The sequence below is a fragment of the Alicyclobacillus mali NBRC 102425 genome, assembly GCF_001570745.1.
Classification (GTDB): Bacteria; Bacillota; Bacilli; order Alicyclobacillales; family Alicyclobacillaceae; genus Alicyclobacillus; species Alicyclobacillus mali.
In genome coordinates, this window is sequence record NZ_BCSG01000003.1 from 17,266 (window position 1) to 37,058 (window position 19,793).

A 19,793-nucleotide genomic window follows, 5' to 3' on the forward strand; every position below is an offset into this window, starting at 1 on the left:
ACAGCAACAAGCTCCTGTGATGTTCGTGGGGCAGTTTTGGTTTTCATCCACGCAGTACCTACGGGAATCCGTGTCCGTCTGCGGATGCCATGCCTCGGCGTTGTGGACGGTTGAAACCGGCGGTAGGATACCCACCTTGGAGATGGGGATGCAAAACCGATTGTCCCACGGCAGAACGGGGTTACATACCAAGCCGCTTGTCGACGCGCATATCGCTCGGCGGGCGGCTTTTTCATGCGCTTGGCGGCAGCTTCAGTTGTCCGCCCCGCCCGCGCAGCGATCGCAGTAGCCGTAAATCTCGAGCCTGTGGTCTTCGATATGAAAGTTCGGCACCTGTTGCCGAATTCGGTCGATGGGGCACTCTTCGATGGGGATGGACGCTCCGCAGCGCAGGCACACGAGGTGATGGTGATGCCCGCGCGCGCACTGCAGGCGGTAACGAGCCCTGTCGTCCGCGAACTCCATCGGCTCGATCACGTTCTGTTCCACGAGGATCCCGAGCGTCCGGTAGATAGTGTCAAAGCTCACGGACGGGTAGATTTGACTGACGTGATCGTACACCTCTTTCGCCGAAAAATACCGATCCCGGTTCTCGACGAACAGATCCACCACCGCACGCCGCTTGCCGGTGAATTTGTAGCCCGCCTCTTTCAGCGCCTGGAGGATGGAGGCTGTGGTCTCGTGCACCGAATACAACTCCCTTCTTCCGCCTCTATCATAAATCGAAATCAATCCGATTTACAAACCGCCCACAACCTGATATACTCCTCTCGGCAACCCAAATCGGAATCGTTCTGATTTGAGAGGGTGGAGAGAGAACATGAAGCGCCCATGGAGAAGTACGACCATCACCGCATTGGCCGCCGCGCTCATCGCGACGGGTTGCGGCATCGCGAAACCCGCATCGAACGGCGGAGCGTCGGCATCCCAGCCGAAAATCCGCGCAGTCGGAGCAGAGAGCGAATACGCGGACCTCATCCGCCAGATTGGTGGACCGTATGTGTCCGTCACAGCCATCATGTCCAACCCCGCGGTGGACCCGCACGAATACGAGGCCAATCCGAAAGACGCCATCGCGGTGGCTGAGGCAAACCTGGTTGTGCAGAACGGGCTCGGTTACGACGAGTTCATGAACAAGCTCGAGCAGGCTTCGCCGAACCCCAAGCGGTACGTGATCGACGCGGGGCAGGCACTTGGCTATCAGCCGAACACCGCCAATCCTCATATCTGGTATCAATTGAATACCATGCCCCGGTTGGCGAAGATGGTCGCATCGGATCTGGGCAAACTGGATCCCAGTCAGGCGGCCTACTTTCAGGCGCGCGCGCATGCGTTCGTCCAGTCGCTCAAACCGTGGGATGAGGCGGTGGCCCGCCTGAAGGCGGCCTATCGCGGCCGCGGTGCGGCGGTCACGGAACCTGTGTCGGACTATCTGCTTCAGGAGGCAGGTCTCCAGATCAAGACGCCCTGGGCATTTCAGGAAGCCATCATGAACGGCACGGATCCGTCGCCGCAGGACGTGGCGCTGCAGACGCAGCTGTTCACGCACCACGAGGTGAGCGTGTTCTGCTACAACAAGCAGGTGGTGACAAACGTCACCAAGATGTTCCTCACGCTCGCCCAGCGAGAACACATTCCGACGGTCGCCGTGTACGAGACGGAGCCCACGGGACTGACGTATCAGCAGTGGATGCTTGAGGAGACCAACGCCATCTACAACGCGCTCGCGCACGGCACGTCCCTGGAGGCGATCTCGTGACACCTGCCATCTCGTTTTGCGACCTCACCGTATCGTACGGCTCCCGCACCGTGTTTGCGCATCTGACGGGCGAGATTCGGGCCAGACAGTTCGTCGGCGTGCTGGGACCAAACGGCGCCGGCAAGTCGACGCTGCTCAAAACGCTGGCCGGGCTCATCCGCCCCGCCGGAGGTGTTGTCGAGATCGACGGCAAGCCCGTCCGGCGGCGCAACGAGGCCATTGGCTACGTGCCGCAGGCGGTGCATTTGGACGAGGACGTGCCGCTCACCGGGCGCGATCTCGTCGGCCTGGGTCTGGATGGGCATCGCCTCGGCTTTCCGCTCCCCTCCAGGCGGCGGCGCGACGCAATTGAAGCGGCGCTCGCGGAGGTGAACGCGCTCCACCTGGCGGACAGGCGCATCGGACGGCTGTCGGGCGGCGAGCGCCAGCGGCTGCTGATTGCGCAGGCCATCGTCTCGAAGCCGCGCGTCCTGCTGCTCGACGAGCCGCTCAACAACCTCGATCTCGCCTCCACGCACCAGGTGGTGGATCTCGTAAAGCGGCTCGCGCACGAGGGCCAGATGGCGGTGTTGCTCGTGGCGCACGACGTGAATCCGCTCATTGGCCGCGCCGACGAAATTCTCTATCTGGCCAATGGCCGGATGGCAAAAGGCGCCTTGGACGACGTGCTGCGCCCGGAGGTGCTGTCGGGGCTCTACGGCTACCCGGTGGAGGTGCTGCGCGCAGGAGGCCGGATCATCGTGGCTGCCGGGGCCATCGACGGACACGGGCACGCCGTGTCGGCGGCGAGCCCAGAGGCGAGCGTGATGCTGCCATGACGCTCGGTTGGCTGGGCGAGGCGCTCGCGAGTGCGCCTGTCGAGCACGCGCTCGTCGCTGGCACCGAAATCGCATTTCTCTCCGGCCTGGTGGGTGCGTTCGTCATCTTGCGCGGGCAGTCGTTCGCGGGCCACGTGTTGACCGACGTTGGCACTACCGGCGGCGCCGGCGCCTACCTCGTCGGCATGAACGGCTGGCTTGGCTTTCTGTCGTTTGGCGTCGTGGCGTCCGTCGGCATGGAACTTACCGGCGGCCGAACGCGCGGCGAGCGCGATCTCGCCACCGGCGTCGTGCTCTCCCTCGCGCTCGGCTTCGGCGCCCTGTTCCTGTACCTCGACGCACAGCTCGCGCACGCCAACGCGTCGATGGCGGTGCTGTTCGGCTCGTTGTTCACGCTCGATCCCGCCCTCGTGCCGTGGATCTCGTTGGCGGCCGCTGCCTGCCTGGTGGCGATGCTCCTCATCTGGCGCCCGCTCGCCCTCGCGTCCGTCAACCCGGACCTCGCGCGCGTGCGCGGCGTTCCGGTTCGGGCGATATCCGTCGCGTTCATGGTGGTGCTGGCGGTGGCCGTCGAGACGGACGCCCTCGTGGCCGGATCGCTCCTCGCCACGGCGCTCATCGTCGGGCCAGCCGCGACAGCCGCTCGTTTCACGGCCAACCCGCTTCGCGCGGGTCTCACGGGCGGCTTGCTCGGCGCGTTGATTGTGGCTGCTAGTGTGCTTTTGTCGTACGACAGCTACACTTGGCTGCCGCAGCACACCAGTTGGCCGGTGAGCTTCTTTGTTGCGGCGCTGGCGTTCTTGGCATACGCCGCGGCGGCAGGCGCAGACCGAGCCACATTTCGGCGCAGAGCGGAGGTCGAGCTGCGATGAACCCGTTTTTGGTCCTTGCCTTTCCGTTCGCCCGGCACGCGCTGCTCGCGGCGAGCTTCGTCGCCGTGGCAGCGGGTTGGATCGGCTTCTACGTGGTCGTTCGAGGCACGGCGTTCGCGGCGCACGCGCTCCCGAAAATCGGATTTGCCGGCGCAAGCGGCGCCCTGCTCCTGGGCGTGAACTCGCTCGTGGGCGTCAGCCTCTACTCGGCCGTCGCCGCGCTCGGCATCGGGGCGCTGGCGGAACGGGACCGGCGCGATGTGGCGACGGCCCTCGTCCTCGCCTTGGGCCTCGGCACAGGCGCCCTGTTTCTCAGCCTGGGCAACCTGTATGCCGAGGATGCGATGTCGCTGTTGTTCGGCCAGGTGCTGGGCGTGAGTTCGTCCGGCGTCATCGAGACGGCCTGCGTGTCGGCCGTTGGCATCGCGCTTGTGGCGGCGTTTCACCGCAGGCTTCTCTTCACCACCCTGGCACGGGAAGCCGCCGCGGTCCGCGGCGCGTCCAACCGCATGGCGGACTGGGCTCTGCTCGTGAGCCTCGGCCTCGCGACGAGCGCCATGATGCCCGTGGTGGGCGCGCTTCTCTCGTTCAGCCTGCTCGTCGGCCCGGCGCTCGCGGCGCGCCATCTCGCCAGACGGCCCTGGCAGGCCATTGCCCTGAGCGTCGCGCTCTCGCTTCTCATCACATGGCTATCGCTGTTCCTGTCGTTTTCGCTCGGTTGGCCCGTCGGGTTCTTCGTCTCCTGCCTGTCCGCGCTCGCGTATGCGGCGTCCCGCGGGAGCTCGCGCGCCTTCGCCCGCAAAACGGCTGCCCCCGCCGCATGACGTGGTGATGGCCGTTTTTCGACATTCGCGTCCCCTTCGGCCCGAGAGCGCTTACACGATTTGCCACCCGAGCGATCCGTCTGCTAGGATGGGTTTCGTCATCATGGTTCGTTCTCGACGAGGGGTGAAGAGGATGGACGAACAAGAGCGGCTTCGCCCGAAGACGTGCAAGGAGTCGCGCGCCACGAAAATCCTGCGCGTCTTCCCGGGGGATCTCAACGATCACCACACGATGTTCGGCGGCAAACTCATGGCCTACATCGACGACGTGGCCTCCATCTCCGCGGAGCGGCACGCCCGCGCGGAGACCGTCACAGCCTCGACCGACAGCGTCGATTTCCTGTTGCCCATCACCGAAGGACACTCGGTCTGCCTCACCTCGTACGTGACGTCGACGGGCCGCACGTCGATGGAAGTGTTCGTCAAGGTCGTGATTGAGCACCTGCGGACGGGTGAGCGCAAAATCGCGGCGACGGCGTTTCTGACGTTCGTCGCGCTGGACTCGGACGGAAAGCCGATTCCGGTGCCGCCCGTCATCCCGGAGACGCAGGAAGAGAAGGCGCTGCACGAGAGCGCACCGGCGCGCGCCGAGGCTCGACGGCAACACCGGGAGCAGAGTCGGCTGTTGGCCGCGCATCTGAAGCCGGATCGCCTGTGGGAAATGATTTGAGGGAAGCCGCCCGCGTGGGGCGGCTTTTTTTGTGTGGAGCTCTTGAGGTGCCCGCGGCTTCAGCGCTCGATGATGACGCGCCGCCCCGCGCGCGCCGAAAGAAGGCACGCGTCCAGCACGCGCATGTTTGCCACCGCATCCTCGGGCGGGAACCGAAGCGGCTTGCCTTCCAGGATGGCGCGGCCGAGATCGTCGACTTCGAGGGCGTAGGGGTCGAGCGGATCGAACGTCTCCACGCGCTCGCCCTCGGCCGAGATGAGGCGCAAGGTCACGGGCTCGCCGAGGAACGCGTGTTCCAGGATGAGGCGGCCGTTTGCGCCGACGATTTCCACCTCATTCCGATCCGCCGCCCACATGCCGCAGTCGAAGGTGAGCGAGACGCCGCCCGCGAACTCGACGAGGCCGGCGAGGTACATGTCGACGCCGTCGTGATCGGGCGAGAAAAAGGCATGCGCCGTGGCCGCGATGGGTTCTTCGCCCAGAATGAGCCTGGCCGCGGAGATGGGATAGCAGCCGACGTCGTAGAGCGATCCGCCGCCCCAGTCGCGGCGGTAGCGGATGTTGCCGAGATCGGCCGCATTGTTGAACGTGAACGAGCCGCGCATGCCGCGCACCGGCCCGATGGTGCCGGCCTGGATGAGTTCGAGCACCCTGTTGTAGCGCGGATGGTGGCGGTACATGAACGCCTCCGCAAGGTATACCCCGTGCGACCGGCAGGCGTCCACCATGGCCTCCGCCTCGCGGGCGTCGAGCGCGATGGGCTTCTCGCACAGCACGTGCTTCCCCGCCTCGGCCGCGTGGATGGTCCATGGCTTGTGCAGGTGATTGGGCAGCGGGATGTAGACCGCGTCCACGTCGGGATCGCGGAGGAGTTCCTCGTAGCTCGCATACGCGCGCGCCGCCCCGAAGCGACGCGCCACCTCCTTGGCTTTGGCGCCGTCGCGGCTCGCGACAGCGTAAAGCTCCCCCGTTTCGGACGACAGAATCCCGGGGATGAGCTTGCGAATGGCGATATCCGCGCACCCGAGAATGCCGAAGCGAACTTTCCTCATCTGAACACCCCTTTGTTCCTGGATGACATCTGGCTCTCCCCATTCTGCCACACGGCGCGATCCATGTCGCCGTGATCCGATCTCCGGTGTCGAACCGCGCAGGCGTGATCGGATCTCTTTTGTCGAACATGGGCGGCGAGATCGGATCTTTTTTCGAATATCGCGCAACGCCTGGGCGCATGGCAGCGCCTTCGTTTGCGGCGCGCCTTCGTGCACGAGCATAATGGGTGCGAGGTGATTGACGTGCATCCTGGCCTTCGAACGGCCCTCGCCGCGCTCGCCATTTCGTCAGCGCTCGCGGGGTGTGGGACGGCACCTGCCACGCCCACGCCGCCCCATTCGACAACGCAAGACGACCATCTTCCCGAAGGCGCGTCCCCCGGCGCCCTCGTGGCGTGTGGATCGACGGAGGTGGCCGAATACACCGCTGGGAATTGGGTGTACTTCCCGGCTTCATCCATTCTAAGCGCGCCGTCCACCCTGTTCGAATCCGTGGACGTGTCCCCGACAGGCGAGGTGGCCGCGGTGACGAGTGGATCGCCCGACGCGTCGACGCCCGGGATGTCCTCCGCCAACATGCTCTGGACGTATCGCAAAGGCTGGCACCTGGTGTCCGTCCGCAACGACACGGACGTTCAGCTGCACACGTTTGGGCCGGACGGCTCGCTGTACGTCGTGCCGGACGACGGCACGCTGGCTGGCATTTGGAAACAGACGGCGAGCGGCTGGCAGCAGCTGCCCGGCAGCGCGCAACTGGGCTACATCGCCTCTCTGGCGTGGTCGCCGAAGGGCGTGCTCACGGTCGTGTCGGTGCCACAGAACGGAGCGACCACCGTTTGGCAGTTTGAAGGCGACCACTTTGTCGCTGTGACGAGCGATCACGCCCCATTCGCCGCAGACTCGCTGACCGTCGGCTTCGCTCCAAACGGCGATCTCGCCGTCGGCACGAGCGCGCACGGCGTGTGGATTGACGAAGGAGGTCGGTTTGTCCAACCGGGCGGCGTGGCCTGCCCCGTCACCGACGTGGGACAGTTCGCCTGGTCGCCAAAGGGCGTGCTGACCGTGAGCGGTAAGGCGGGATCGCAAAACGGCCTGTGGCAGTTTTCCGGCGGACGGTGGCAGCAGGTGCAGGGCGCGGGCCCGAACATCGGAGCGGATAAAATCTACCAGTTCGGCTGGTCGCCCCAAGGCGTGCTGACCGTGAGCGACGCCTCCCGGTGCCAAATCTTTGAACTCGTCGACGGGCACTGGACGCCCGTGTGGACCAAGACGCACGCGACGGATCGAAACGCGACGCCGCCGAAATTCGCGTGGTCACCCACAGGCACGCTTGTGACGAGCGGCGGCGATCTCGGCGGGCTCTGGGAGCTCACCCCACGAGGCAACTGGACGGAAATTGGCGGCAAGTCCTCCCCGTTCGCTGGCGAGGTGGGCGTGAGCTTCACCTTCGCGCCGACGCGGTTTGTTCACGCGTGAGCAGAGGATTTCGCGGGCCGGATGGCGAATTGATGTGGCAACGCTTCAATTGAGCACAAAGGATGATGACGCACTTTGCAGCCGGTTCCGCAGACGTACATTCCGACGCTCGTAATCCTCTCCTACGTCGTCGCGTCCCTCGCCGCGTACGCCTCGCTCGACCTCGGCCGCCGCGTGCTGGAGACCAGGGCGAATCGCCAGCTCGTCTGGGTCGTGCTCGGGGGCGTCGCGATGGGTATCGGCATTTGGTCCATGCACTTTGTGGCCATGCTGGCGCTGATGCTCCCTGCGCAGATGACATACAACTGGGCAGTCGTCGCCCTGTCGCTCCTCTTCGCCATGGCGGGCCCAGGGGCCGCGCTTTACGTGGTGGCGAGATCCGCCTCGACTGCGAAACTGGCGTACGGGGCCCTGCTGATGGGCGCGGGCATCGTCTTCATGCACTACACGGGGATGGCCGCCATGTCGGTGCAGGGCGGCAGCTTCTATTACCGTCCAGCCCCCTTTGTTCTTTCGGTCGTGATCGCCATCGTCGCATCGTACGTGGCGCTTTGGCTGTCGTTCCGGCTGGCCACGGCGCGGGGATGGCTCGCGCAGATGGCAAAAGTCGCGTGTGCTCTCGTGATGGGCGTCGCCATCGCGGGCATGCATTACACCGGGATGTGGGCGACCGTGTTCGTACTGCCCACGCATCGGTCGGAGGCGCCCATGGCATACAACGGCCCGCTGGCGCTCGTGGTGACCGTCTTCAGCGCGTTCATCCTGCTCGCCGCCATGGCGACGGTGATGCTCGACCGGCGCCTGCAAGCGGACAGGCGGAGATTTCGGCTGGCGGACGAGCGGTTCCGCTCGCTCTACACGCACCATTCGGACGCCATCTTCACCCTCGACGCGCGGGGGGAGATTGTCGACCAGAACCCCCGCGCACAGAAACTTGTGCCTGAGCGAGAACTCCAGACATCGGCCCGCGCATTCGCGCGGATGATCGACAGGCGGGATCGGCCGCGGGTGTTTGCCGACTACCGGCGAGCGCTCGGGGGCAACACCACCAACGGAGAGTTTGTGCTCCGGACGGGAGAAAAGGCGCTGCACATGAGCGCCACGCACATCCCCATCGTGCTCGACGACGAGATCGAAGGTGTGTTTCTGGTCGCACGAGACGTGACGGCCGAAAAAGCAGTGGCTGAGCGCATGAACTACCTCGCCTTTCACGACACCCTGACGCAGCTCGCCAACAGGCGCCACTTCGAGACGCGCGTGGATGCGTTCATCCGCGGCGCCCGCCCTGACGACGAGATGCAGATCCTGTTTGTCGATCTCGACCGTTTCAAATCGGTGAACGACACGCTTGGACACGAGTTTGGAGACAAGCTGCTTCAGGAAGTCGCCCGCATCCTGACGGAGGTGGCCGGCGAGGACGCGCTCGTGGCGCGCATGGGTGGCGACGAATTCACCATCACGCTGTTCCGCCAGCCGATGGAACGCGCCATCGCCGTCGCAGACGCCATTCTGAACCGCCTGCGCAAGCCCGTGCGGGTGGAGGACCGCCCGCTCTACATGACGGCGAGCCTAGGCATCGCGAGCTTTCCCCGACACGGAGCGACGCGCGACATGTTGCTGCGGCACGCGGATCTCGCCATGTACACGGCTAAAGCCGAGGGACGAAGCACCTATCGCCTGTTTGAGGAGCGAGCTGCTGCGAGCGCGAAAAGTCGGCTGGAACTCGAACAGAAGCTGCGCACGGCGGCCCAGCGCGGAGACTTCGAGATCCATTACCAGCCGAAGATCGATATGCGCGCGAGATCCGTCGTGGGCGTGGAGGCGTTGCTTCGCTGGCGCGGGCCGAACGGCGAATACGTGCCGCCGAGCGAATTCATCCCCATCGCCGAGGAAACGGGGCTCATCGCCCCCATCGGCGAGTGGTGCCTGCGCAACGCGTGCCGTCAGGCGAAAGCGTGGCTCAACGCGGGCCGCCCGCTGAGAGTTGCCGTCAACCTCTCGCCATATCAGGTGCTCACCGATGGCTTCCTCGACGTGGTGCGTGAAGTCCTTGAGGAGACCGCGCTTCCAGCGCAGTACCTCGAAATTGAAGTCACGGAGAGCGCGATGATGGACGCCGAGCGGGCCGAACGGTTTCTCGCCGGATGCCAGGCGCTCGGCATCGAGGTGTCGCTCGACGACTTCGGCACCGGCTACAGCTCGCTCAGCCGCCTGACGCACCTGCCACTCAACGTGGTGAAGATCGATCGCGCCTTCACACAGCGCGCGGTGGATGGCGGTCGGGCGCGAGCACTCGTGGCGAGCATCGTGGACATCGCGCACAACCTCGGCATGCGATGTGTCGCGGAGGGGATCGAGACGAAGGAACAGTTGTCCGTCATCGAGGCGCTCGGATGCGACGAGGCGCAGGGATTCTACTTCGCCCGCCCCGTCCCCCCATCCGATCTCGAAGCGCTCTCGATCACGGCAGGGTAAGAGGTGAGACGATGGAGAGGGGATTTCGAGTCGCGCCATCTGCGTGGCGGCGCTTAAGCACAGTTGCGACGTGATGGCGGAGAAGCCGTTCGCCCCCACCCGCGCGGATGCCGACGCCATTCTCGACGCCGTGGCGCGATCCGGCAGGCGCCAGATCGTGATGCAGAATCGAGCAACGTCGAAAGCGCGGCCATCCGAGCCGCCGTCCGTGTCGCCGACGGCAGCCCGGCTGCGCGGCGCCTCTGCTGACTCAAAGTTGAATCGGTTCGCTCGCCACTTGGCCGCCTCGGCGGAGACGGATGGGAGCGGTTTCACGGATGAAGAACGCTATGATGCCGCTTACAAAAGCGCCCGCTGCCGCAATCCACATGGGTGCCGGCAGCCCGAAGTGATCGGCGGCCACGCCTGCGACGGTGGGCATCACGGCGCCGCCGACTAGCTCTCCCACCATCTGGACCAGGCCCACCGCGGTGCCGACGTATTTCGGCGACAGCGACTCGCCCGGGATGACCACCATGAACAGCGGGAAACACGCCTGCCCAGCGCAGGTGAGAAAGCCAAGCACGCACATCAGCGCGACTGAGCCGTGCACGAAGATGAGCACGAGCGGGGACAGCACGGCGATGAAGGAGAACAACACCAGCGTCGGCCGACGGCCCCACTTGTCGGAAATGTACGGCCCCATGAAACCCCAAAAGAACGTCCCCAGCCCCATGGCGGCTGAGATGAGCCCCATCTGCTCGCCCGTATAGTGGTCATACTCGACGAGGAACGTCGGCGCGAACGAGGTGAACGCAAAGAGCCAGGTCATCATCAGGATGGCGATAAACAGCGTGAACCAGATGTTCCACGTCCGGAACACCACCGGGAAGTCCTCTTTGCGCAGGCGGTGTTCGCTCTTCGCAAGCTCCTCCTTGGACATGCGCTTGTTGGGCTCTCGCATGAAGAAGAGCAGCACGAAGAACATGATGAGACCCGGGATTCCCGCGACGTAAAAACCTGCATGCCAAGAGTAGTTCGTGGCCGCCCAGGTGAGAATCAGTGGTCCGAACGTCGAGCCGATGAGTCCCAGCGCGCTCTGGACGAAGCCCATGTTAAAGCCGCGCCTCGCCTCCGTCGAGTCGGCCATCACGGCGGCCTGCGCGATAGGCAATACCGGGCCCTCCGACACACCCATCAGGGCTCGAATCCCAAGCATTTGCCCGAAATTCTTCGCGAGCCCCGTGAGGAAGGAGAGCAGCGAAAAGGCCAAGGTGATGGGAACCAGCACGTTCTTGCGCGATCCCAGAAAGTCCGAAATTGTCCCAAAGAAGAAACCCGACAAAGCCCAACAAATCGCGAGAACCGACACAATTAAGCCGAGCTGCGCGTTATTCAGCTTCAGATCCGGCGCCAAATACGGGAACAAGTAAACGACGCTGAGCCGCTCCATGAAGACAAAACCGAACGTGAAAAACATCATCAGGACGACGCCGTTCTCGTACCGCCAAAACGGCTTCTGCGGTCCTTGATCCATGCTCGGATGTCACCCTTCCCTTGAATTGTCGACACGTTTGTATGGCACACATGCGTCAGCCAGAGTGTTTGCAACCGATTTCATAAAGTCCAGTCCGGCTCCACGACCTCCCTTCCGAGGAGCGTCCACCTCGCTGCCATCGAAACTACCCGAGCCCCGCAGACGGATCAACGCCCGTATTCCTGCATGCGGAACGCAACCTAATAAATCGTCTGACAATGTGATCAAACAATAGAGCATGACAATTAAGAAGTCAATCTTGTATGCTCCTAAACACAAAAAGAGAACCCGCGTTGCGGGCTCCCACAGAGCAGCCGGCCCTTGCGGCGTTCGAGCTACCGCCACGTCCGCCAGTCTTTCCAGGCCATGCGGACGAACATAGCCGTCGCTCCGACGGCCGAAAGCGTGCCGACTGCCACCGCGGCTGCCAACCACACGCCCCACGGGTTCACCACCTGTCCGCCTAGGATGCCCGCGTTCGCGTATGCCGCCAGCACGTACTGTTCGGCAAAGGCCCAAACCAAGATGACCGAAACGAGAAAGAGTGCAACGCATCCCGCAGTGAACCACTTGCCGCGCATCGACCTCCACCTCCTGTGAAGGAGACGATCGCGCGGGCCGAATTGTTTCACTCGGCTGACATCGGACGCTGGAGCTGCGCCGCACTCGCCATTGAAAAGGACAAGCCTACAAACGGCTTGTCCTCGGCCCCGTCAGAGGAGCACCAGCTTGGTGAGACCTGCCGCGATGAGTCCGGCCATAGGGATGGTCACGAGCCACGCGACGAGGATCCGCCCTGCCACGTTCCAGTGCACCCCCTGCGGGCGCTTGGCCGCACCCGATCCCATGATGGCCGACGAGATGACGTGTGTCGAACTCACGGGCAATTTGAACAAAGTGAAACCGAAGATGATGATGGAACTGGTCAGATCGGACGCAAACCCATTGATGGGCTCAATTTTAATGATCTTCGACCCCACCGTCTTGATGATCCGCCAGCCGCCGGAGGCCGTCCCGAGGCCCATGGCAACGGCACAGAGCGTCTTCACCCAGAAGGGGATATGCATCGTGTGCTGATACCCTCCTGCGATGAGCGCGAAGGTGATGACACCCATCGTTTTCTGAGAATCATTTGTGCCGTGCATGAACGCCTGCGCTGCCGCCGAAAAGCACTGCAGGACACGAAACACGCGGTTCACCCTGTGCGGCGAGCGCCAGCCAAACGCCCCCCGGAACAGCCACATGATGGCAAACCCCAGCACAAAAGCGCAGATGGGTGACGTGATGAGGGCCTCGATGATCGAAGTGAACCCGGCGAGATCGACCGCATGAAATCCCGCTGCGCCGATCACGGCCCCTGTCAGCCCGCCGATGAGCGCGTGCGAGGAAGAGCTCGGAATTCCAAAATACCATGTGAACAAGTTCCAGAAGATCGCGGCCACGAGTGCACACAGGACCACAATGGTCCCATGCGGGATCTTCAGCGGATCGGCGATTTTGCCGCCGATGGTCTTGGCCACGCCCGTGAAGGTCATGGCACCAATCAGATTCATCACACCAGCCAACAGCACGGCGGCCCTGGGCGACAGCGCTCGCGTCGAGACGCTTGTCGCAATGGCGTTCGCGGTGTCGTGAAATCCATTTGTGAAGTCGAACACCAATCCCAATAACACGATGAGCACGATAACAACCAACATGCGGACGCACCTCAGGCGTTTTTCAGGATCACGGACTCGAGCACGTCCGCCACATCTTCACAGCGATCCGTCACGCTCTCAAGAATCTCGTAGATCTCCTTGAGCTTAATGAGTTCAATGGCGTCCTTGCTCTCGGCGAACAGCGACCGAAGCGCGGCGTGCAGCAGCTGATCTCCGTGCTTTTCCAGCACGTTCAATTCCTTGACGTGATCGCGAATTTGGAGCAGCTTGCGCTCGTTCAGCTTGCGGATGGCTTCCTGAATTTCCTTCGCACTGCGATGGATGTCTTTCGCAAACTCGATCATCGTCGGCGTCGATCCCGTCACGTCATACAGCGTGAACCGCACGCTACAGGCGTGAATGCCGTCAATGATGTCGTCGAGCGTCGTGGCGAGCGTGACGTAGTCTTCACGCTCAAGCGGCGTGATGTACGTGTTGTTGAGGAGCGAGATGAGTTTGGAAATCAGTTCGTCGCCCTTGTCCTCGTAGGTTTTCATTCGGCTTGCGAGGGCTCCGAAGTCGCCCCCCTGTTCCAGCTCTCGCTGGAACGTCTCGGTCGCCTGCGCGATGTTCTCCGCGATTTCGACCAGAAACGCAAACAACTGATCACTGCGCTTCGACACGGTTCATCCCCCATTGAATCGAATCGTTAAGAAACTACATGATTCGCGTAAAGATGTCGTGTTGGTTTTGTTAAGTTTCCGTAAACGCATGACCAAGTTCGACAATGTTCGGGACTTGGACACAATGGTGCCGAGCGGCTCTCTCAGAAGTGTGCCCTGTTTGAGGACGAACCGCACGTGCGCTTGCCGCATTTCATCAGCAGGGAACCAATGTGTGGGCAGATCTATCCGCATGATTTGGGGACATTGAGGCACGTTAATCGCGAGGTGGTTGACGATGTCTCGACATCATCGAGCGCACATGACCCGCCAAGCGGATGGTCGCTGGGGATGGCCTGTCGTCGGAGGTATTGGTGTGGGCCTCGGGGCTACGCTCTTGTGCATCCCGCAAAGCCGCAACGCCATGTTCCACGCAGTCGAGCGGTTGTTCGATCCGTCGAAGAACCCGGGAATGGCGCGCCGCCCATCCATCCACGGCAACAGCCCCTACGGGCCTTGACATCCCATCGGGCCGCGCGGCGGGCGCGGCCTCACCTGCTGATGGTGACATGGGAGCTGACTCGGGCTCGCGGTCCTGCGAAGAAGTCGTGCAGGACGAGCGCCGCGGAGCCGATGGCGCATGCATCACGCCCAAGCGCCGAGGTCTGCACCACCACCTTGGCATACGGGCTCACAAGGCACCTGGACAGAATGGCCTGCTGCATGGCATCCGTCACCATCCGTCCGCCTTCGGCCAGCCGGTTCCCGAGGACAATCATGGCCGGATTAAGGCCATTTACCAGATTGACTGCGCCAGCGCCGAGGTATCGCCCGACGGTCTGAAACGCCTGCAGGGCAGCCGGATCGGACGCTTGAAACCGCGCGAGCACGCCGTCGAAATCAAGTTCCTCCCCGGAGAGCTTGGCGTACGCGGCGACGAGCGCCCGCTCCGAAGCGTACAGCTCCCAACACCCCACATTGCCGCAGGGACAGGAGTCACCGTGAACGTCGATACTCATATGGCCGAACTCCCCAGCCACGCCGTCCGCACCGCGGATGAGTTCGTCCCCCATGACGATTCCGGTCCCAATGCCCGTGCCGGCGCTGATGTACATCAGGCTCGACACGTGCGTCGCCGCCCCGTACAATTTCTCGCCGAGCGCGCCTGCGTTGGCCTCGTTGTCGACGAGGACGGGTTTGCCGAACCAGCTCTCCATCATGGCCTTAAGGGGGATGTTGTCCCACTTGAGGTGTGGCGCGTGCAGGACCACGCCGCGCGCGAAATCCACAAGCCCAGGCACGCCCACGCCGATACCGATGACTCCATACCGGCTCTCCGGCGCCTCCTCCAGCGCGCGCGCAATGGAGGACCGCAGGCGTTCGAGCACTTCTTCGGCGCCCAGGTTTTTCGGCAACGGTTCCTCGCGCACACTGAGCGCTCGAGCGGAAAAATCCGTGATGGCGACGCGCACGTACTCCACGCCCAATTCCACCCCAAGCACGCTGCCAGCGCTGGCGTTGAACAAAAGCATGATGGGCCGCCGCCCCACGCGCGATCTCCCCTGCCCAACCTCCAGCACCAGGCCATCGCGAATCAACTCGTCGGTCAACGCGGACACGGTCGCTTTGTTCAGGCCCGTCTCGTTTGAAATCTGGCTGCGAGAGATGGGGCTGTGAAATCGGATGCGGTTTAAAACAATCGACTTGTTGATCTCCTTCATCAGCGCCTGATCTGCCGTTTTCTCCAAGACGCGTCTCCCCTGCGTGATGATGGATGACATCCATGTGACTCGGTTTCATTGTACCGCATTTGATAACCGCAAAGCGCAAATTAGGGCGCCCCGCAGACAAATGCGGAACGCCCTTCGTGGCATTCGTCACATGCGCTCGACGTTCACCGCGCTCTGATACACCTTCTCGTGCTCAATTTCGGTCATTGCGCCGTGAATCCTCACCATCCCGCGCAGGCGGATGTCCTCCGACGACGCCCCCACCATGAACTCCATCTCACCCGGCTCCACGACATAGCGCATCTCCCGGTTGTAAAAGCCGAACTGGTGCGCTGAAACCCGGAACCGAACCCGCGCCTTCTCACCTGGCGCGAGCGGCACCCGCGCGAACCCGCAGAGCACCTTCACCGGTCGCGTCACGTCCGCCGCCACGTCGCGCGCGTACAGTTGCACCACCTCTTCCCCCGCACGCGCCCCGACGTTCTCGATGACGCACGCCACCTCGATCTCGCCGTGCACACCCAATTCGCTCGCAGACAGCGTCAGATCCCGGTACTCGAACGCCGTGTACGACAGCCCGTGCCCAAACGGATAGAGCGGCAGATTGCTCTCGTCCACATACGCGCCCTTCCAGTGCGACCGGCCGCCCGACGGCTTGTGCCCGTAGTAAATCGGCACTTGCCCCACGCTGCGCGGAATCGTGATGGGCAGTTTTCCTGACGGGTTCACGTCGCCAAAGAGGACCGCGGCCACCGCCTCCGCGCCCTCCTCGCCCGGCAGCCACGCCTCGAGAACGGCGTTCGCTCGCTCCGCAATGTCCGGAATGGCGAGCGGCCGGCCGCTCACGAGCACTACGACGGTCTTCGTGCCCGTCGCGAGTACGCGCCGCACAAGTTCCTCCTGCCGCCCGATGAGCGAAAGCGTGGCCCTGTCTCGCGATTCCCCAGTCGTGCACGCGTCCGTGAGCCCGGCGCGATCGCCCACCACCACAACCGCCACGTCCGACTGCGCCGCGAGTGCCACCGCCTCGTCAAGGTCTGCGTCCTCACCTTCGAGGACGTCGCACCCCTTCGCGTAAACGACCTGCGCCTCCGCTCCAACGCGATGGCCAATGGCCTCGAGGATGGTCCGCATGGGGATGAACTCATCCACGTGCTTCACGCCGCTCGGAAGCGGGGTCTGAAACACGTTGTCCTCGGACTGCTCGAGGAGCGACTCGATGTGGCACGGGTAGGCGTAATCGCCCACCAGGTTCCGCGTCGTGTGCGCGTTCGGGCCGATCACGGCGATGGTGCCGCAGGGCGCGAGGGGCAGAAGCCCATCGTTTTTGAGGAGGACCATCGACTTCTCCGCCGCCTCCCGGGCCACCCGGCGCTGCTCCGCGTTGTCGAAGACGGCGATGGCCGCGCCCTCGTCCACAAACGGGTGATCGAACAGGCCGAGCCGGAACTTCCACGTGAGCACCCGGCGGACGAGTTCGTCGATCTCGGCCGGGCTGACGAGCCCTCGTGCCACGGCCTCGATGAGCGGCTTGCCGTACACGTCGCGCGTCGGCAGCTCCACGTCCACCCCGGCGCGCACGGCGAGCGCCGCGGCCTCCGCCTTGTCCCGGGCCACCTGGTGATATTCGAACAGCTGATTCACGGCGAAATAGTCCGACACCACGAGTCCCTGGAAGCCCCAGCGCCCGCGGAGCGTCTCGCGCAAAAGCCCCGGATTGTCGTGGCAGGGCACGCCATCGAGCTCGTGGTACCCCGGCATGATGGCGCCGAGCCCGGCCTCGCGTACTGCCGCCTCGAACGGGAACAGATACACCTCGCGCAGCTCGCGCTCCGGGATGTGCGCCGGCGCCCAGTTCATGCCGCCCTCGGACGCGCCATAGCCCACGAAATGTTTGCCCGTCGCCATCACGCCCTGGTTCAGGTCCTCTCCCTGCAGCCCGCGGACGTACGCGATGCCCATCTGCGCCACGAGGTACGGATCTTCGCCGAACGTCTCCTCCACTCGGCCCCAGCGCGGATCCCGAGCCACATCCAGGAGCGGCGCGAGCGCCTGGCGCGCCCCTACGGCCCGCATCTGATCGCGGATGATGGCGCCAATGCGGCGGGCGAGATCGACATCCCAAGTGCTTGCGATGCCGATGGTCTGCGGAAAGCAGGTGGCCCCCTTGGCCATGTAGCCGCTGCACGACTCCTCGTGGATCAGCGCGGGGATGCCGAGGCGCGTGTGATCGCGCAGGTAGCGCTGAATCTGGTTGGCGAGGCGGGCCACATCCGGCGGGTCGAGATTGGTGGCGCCACCGATGCGAGTGACCTGTCCGATGCCCTGCCCGAGCAGGGCTGTGGCTTTCTCGGCGGAGAATTCGAGATCATCCAGGACTTCGAACGCCCAGATGGACGTGAGCTGAGCGACCTTTTCTTCGAGCGTCATATCGGCTAGGAGCGCGTCGACGCGCGCATCAACCGACTGTGCGGGATCGAGATACACGGGTGTCACGGGAAGCCTCCTCACTACTTTCCGAATCCAGCCAGCATGCCTTGTCGCAAGTAACGGCCTCCAAAGATGTAGGCCAAGAATAGCGGTATGGCTGAGAAGACGACTGCGGCCATCGTAACTGGCACGTCCATCGTGTGCTCACCTTGGAACTGGACAATTGCGAGAGGGAGCACCCGAACGCCCGCGCTCTGAGTGAGCACCAGCGGAAAAAGAAAGTTGTTCCATGACTGGACGAACTGGTATACCGCTACGGAGATCAAGGCTGGCCTAGCCAGTGGCGCCACGAGTCGAAACACGATTTGAAAGTCATTGGCACCTTCAATCCCCATGGCTTCGTACAATTCATTCGGGATGTCACGAACAAAGTTCACCAGGATCAGTGTGCTTAAGGGTAAGGCAAACGCCACCATGGGGAGTATCATCCCGAGTAGGGTGTCGTACAACCCCAACTTCGTAATCAAGATGTAAACAGGAATAATCGCCGCTTGAACAGGTATCGCCAAACCCACAACGAACCAATTGAACACGGTTTGAACCGCTCGATTGCGAGTTCGAACGACCACATAGGACAGCAGCAACGAGAAAACGACGATCAACAACACTGTACACACCGATACAATCGCACTGTTGATGAATGATCTCAGAAAGCCTGATTGTATGACCTGCGCGTAGTTCTGAAAGGTTGGGTGAATCGGAGGAACCCAAGGATTCCCCAGCAAATACCCATTTTGCGAACGCAAGCTGGTCGTTAAGATATAAAATACTGGATAGCACCCAATTATCAGCCAAACAACCCCAAACAACGTGAACAGCAGATTTCCTACGGAGACGCGCCGAAAAGCTTTCACGAGTCACGCCCCCTCCATCTGACTTTCCATTTTATTAAATCCCGTAAATTTCAGTGTGATAATGGACAACAGCAGCCCAAACACGGCCAGAACCACCGCAATGACACTGCCCGCGCCGATGTTGAGATTGGTAAACGCTTGCTTGTACATGTCGATGGCTAAAACCTGCGTTGCGTCACCGGGCCCTCCGTTTGTCACGACATAAATCAGATCGAAATAGGTCAAGGTGCCCGTCAGTATCAACACCGTTGTCGTGGTGATGGTGTACTTCAATTGGGGGAGCGTGATCGAAAAGAATGTCCGAAGTGGCCCCGCTCCGTCGATCATCGCAGCCTCGTACAGCGACCGAGGAATTTGTCGAACACCACTCTGATACAGCAGCGCATTGAAAGGTATATACTGCCACGAAATAATACACGCGATCACGAATAGCGCAATGTGCGGGTTGCCCAACCAGTTCTCAAACCCGTTCCCAATCCCCAACGCTTTGAGCAGGTTGTCCATGAGACCGAACGTGGGGCTCAAAATGTACGACCAAGTTACACCGATAGCGACGGACGAAAACAACAAGGGAATGAAATACAATGCGCCGAATACGGCGCGGTGCCGCTGAGCACCAGCCGTGAAGACACCTATCACAAGCCCCAATGGGTTCTGGAGCACCCAGCACCAAAACATCAGCGCAATTGTGAGCCAGAAGGAGTGCCACAACTCCCCACTCGCAAGCATGGATTTCCAATTTTGAAGTCCGACCCACGTCGCAGAGCCAACACCGGACCAATTGAGGCCGGAATAATATACGGCCACGCACATTGGTATGAGCGCGAAAGCAGCAAAAAAGATCACTGCCGGCAACATCATGAGCAGGCGCGACAAATTCATACGATCGGTAACCAAGCACCCATCCCCCAAATCAGGACGAGCTCGGTCAAGCAGCCCAAGCTCGTCCAATTGTGAT

At 62.6% G+C, this 19,793-nt stretch carries 18 protein-coding genes and 1 other RNA gene; 9 read left to right on the forward strand and 10 right to left on the reverse strand.

Annotation, left to right across the window (positions count from 1 at the left end; all coding sequences use genetic code 11):
- The first annotated feature begins 8 nt into the window (after positions 1–8).
- A non-coding RNA gene (ssrS, locus tag AMA01_RS01440) (6S RNA) lies at positions 9–186 on the forward strand.
- Positions 187–252: 66 nt separating this feature from the next.
- Here the strand turns inward: ssrS and AMA01_RS01445 are convergent.
- Positions 253–687, reverse strand: a complete 435-nt coding sequence (locus tag AMA01_RS01445; protein ID WP_067846234.1) for a Fur family transcriptional regulator — start codon at positions 685–687, stop codon at positions 253–255.
- A 133-nt stretch (positions 688–820) separates the two neighbouring features.
- On the opposite strand from AMA01_RS01445, the gene AMA01_RS01450 reads away from it, so the two are divergent.
- The 5 genes from AMA01_RS01450 to AMA01_RS01470 all read left to right on the forward strand — a co-directional run bounded on the left by AMA01_RS01450 (position 821) and on the right by AMA01_RS01470 (position 4,943).
- On the forward strand, positions 821–1,759 hold the full coding sequence (locus AMA01_RS01450; RefSeq protein WP_067846237.1) for a metal ABC transporter solute-binding protein, Zn/Mn family: 939 nt from the start codon (positions 821–823) through the stop codon (positions 1,757–1,759).
- Positions 1,756–2,577, forward strand: a complete 822-nt coding sequence (locus AMA01_RS01455) for a metal ABC transporter ATP-binding protein (RefSeq protein ID WP_067846240.1) — start codon at positions 1,756–1,758, stop codon at positions 2,575–2,577. Before AMA01_RS01450 ends, AMA01_RS01455 begins: the two co-directional genes overlap by 4 nt.
- Positions 2,574–3,449, forward strand: a complete 876-nt coding sequence (locus AMA01_RS01460) for a metal ABC transporter permease (protein ID WP_067846243.1) — start codon at positions 2,574–2,576, stop codon at positions 3,447–3,449. The genes AMA01_RS01455 and AMA01_RS01460 overlap by 4 nt, the downstream gene beginning before the upstream one ends.
- Positions 3,446–4,273 (forward strand): metal ABC transporter permease, encoded by an 828-nt coding sequence (locus AMA01_RS01465; RefSeq protein WP_067846246.1) that lies wholly within the window; start codon positions 3,446–3,448, stop codon positions 4,271–4,273. The genes AMA01_RS01460 and AMA01_RS01465 overlap by 4 nt, the downstream gene beginning before the upstream one ends.
- 133 nt (positions 4,274–4,406) lie before the next feature.
- The gene (locus tag AMA01_RS01470) at positions 4,407–4,943 is read left to right on the forward strand and encodes an acyl-CoA thioesterase (protein ID WP_067846249.1); all 537 of its coding nucleotides are present in this window, start codon (positions 4,407–4,409) and stop codon (positions 4,941–4,943) included.
- 59 nt (positions 4,944–5,002) lie between these two features.
- On the opposite strand, the gene AMA01_RS01475 is transcribed toward AMA01_RS01470, so the two are convergent.
- Positions 5,003–5,995 (reverse strand): Gfo/Idh/MocA family protein, encoded by a 993-nt coding sequence (locus tag AMA01_RS01475; RefSeq protein WP_067846252.1) that lies wholly within the window; start codon positions 5,993–5,995, stop codon positions 5,003–5,005.
- A gap of 243 nt (positions 5,996–6,238) precedes the next feature.
- On the opposite strand from AMA01_RS01475, the gene AMA01_RS01480 reads away from it, so the two are divergent.
- Positions 6,239–7,471, forward strand: coding sequence for a WD40 repeat domain-containing protein (locus AMA01_RS01480; protein WP_231862772.1), 1,233 nt, complete (start codon positions 6,239–6,241; stop codon positions 7,469–7,471).
- Positions 7,472–7,546: 75 nt separating this feature from the next.
- Entirely contained in the window at positions 7,547–9,946 is a 2,400-nt protein-coding gene (locus AMA01_RS01485) for a bifunctional diguanylate cyclase/phosphodiesterase (RefSeq protein WP_067846258.1), read from the forward strand.
- Between the two features lie 250 nt (positions 9,947–10,196).
- Here the strand turns inward: AMA01_RS01485 and AMA01_RS01490 are convergent, their stop codons facing one another.
- From AMA01_RS01490 to AMA01_RS01505, 4 genes are all read right to left on the reverse strand, one after another.
- Positions 10,197–11,462 (reverse strand): MFS transporter, encoded by a 1,266-nt coding sequence (locus tag AMA01_RS01490; RefSeq protein ID WP_067846261.1) that lies wholly within the window; start codon positions 11,460–11,462, stop codon positions 10,197–10,199.
- Between the two features lie 335 nt (positions 11,463–11,797).
- Positions 11,798–12,043 (reverse strand): hypothetical protein, encoded by a 246-nt coding sequence (locus AMA01_RS01495; RefSeq protein ID WP_067846264.1) that lies wholly within the window; start codon positions 12,041–12,043, stop codon positions 11,798–11,800.
- Between the two features lie 132 nt (positions 12,044–12,175).
- On the reverse strand, positions 12,176–13,159 hold the full coding sequence (locus tag AMA01_RS01500) for an inorganic phosphate transporter (RefSeq protein ID WP_067846267.1): 984 nt from the start codon (positions 13,157–13,159) through the stop codon (positions 12,176–12,178).
- Positions 13,160–13,170: 11 nt separating this feature from the next.
- Entirely contained in the window at positions 13,171–13,782 is a 612-nt protein-coding gene (locus AMA01_RS01505; protein ID WP_067846270.1) for a DUF47 domain-containing protein, read from the reverse strand.
- A 277-nt stretch (positions 13,783–14,059) separates the two neighbouring features.
- On the opposite strand from AMA01_RS01505, the gene AMA01_RS01510 reads away from it, so the two are divergent.
- Positions 14,060–14,281, forward strand: coding sequence for a hypothetical protein (locus AMA01_RS01510; protein WP_067846273.1), 222 nt, complete (start codon positions 14,060–14,062; stop codon positions 14,279–14,281).
- A gap of 31 nt (positions 14,282–14,312) precedes the next feature.
- Here AMA01_RS01510 and AMA01_RS01515 read toward each other — a convergent pair whose 3' ends face one another.
- The 4 genes from AMA01_RS01515 to AMA01_RS01530 all read right to left on the reverse strand — a co-directional run bounded on the left by AMA01_RS01515 (position 14,313) and on the right by AMA01_RS01530 (position 19,786).
- Positions 14,313–15,509 carry an ROK family transcriptional regulator gene (locus AMA01_RS01515; protein ID WP_231862773.1) on the reverse strand — a complete coding sequence of 399 codons (1,197 nt, stop codon included), beginning with the start codon at positions 15,507–15,509 and terminating at the stop codon, positions 14,313–14,315.
- A gap of 129 nt (positions 15,510–15,638) precedes the next feature.
- Positions 15,639–17,987: a glycoside hydrolase family 3 N-terminal domain-containing protein gene (locus AMA01_RS01520; protein ID WP_067846279.1), complete on the reverse strand. Its 2,349-nt coding sequence runs from the start codon at positions 17,985–17,987 to the stop codon at positions 15,639–15,641.
- Between the two features lie 14 nt (positions 17,988–18,001).
- Positions 18,002–18,835, reverse strand: a complete 834-nt coding sequence (locus AMA01_RS01525) for a carbohydrate ABC transporter permease (protein WP_067846282.1) — start codon at positions 18,833–18,835, stop codon at positions 18,002–18,004.
- Positions 18,836–18,838: 3 nt separating this feature from the next.
- Positions 18,839–19,786 (reverse strand): carbohydrate ABC transporter permease, encoded by a 948-nt coding sequence (locus AMA01_RS01530; RefSeq protein WP_231862774.1) that lies wholly within the window; start codon positions 19,784–19,786, stop codon positions 18,839–18,841.
- Positions 19,787–19,793 lie beyond the last annotated feature (7 nt).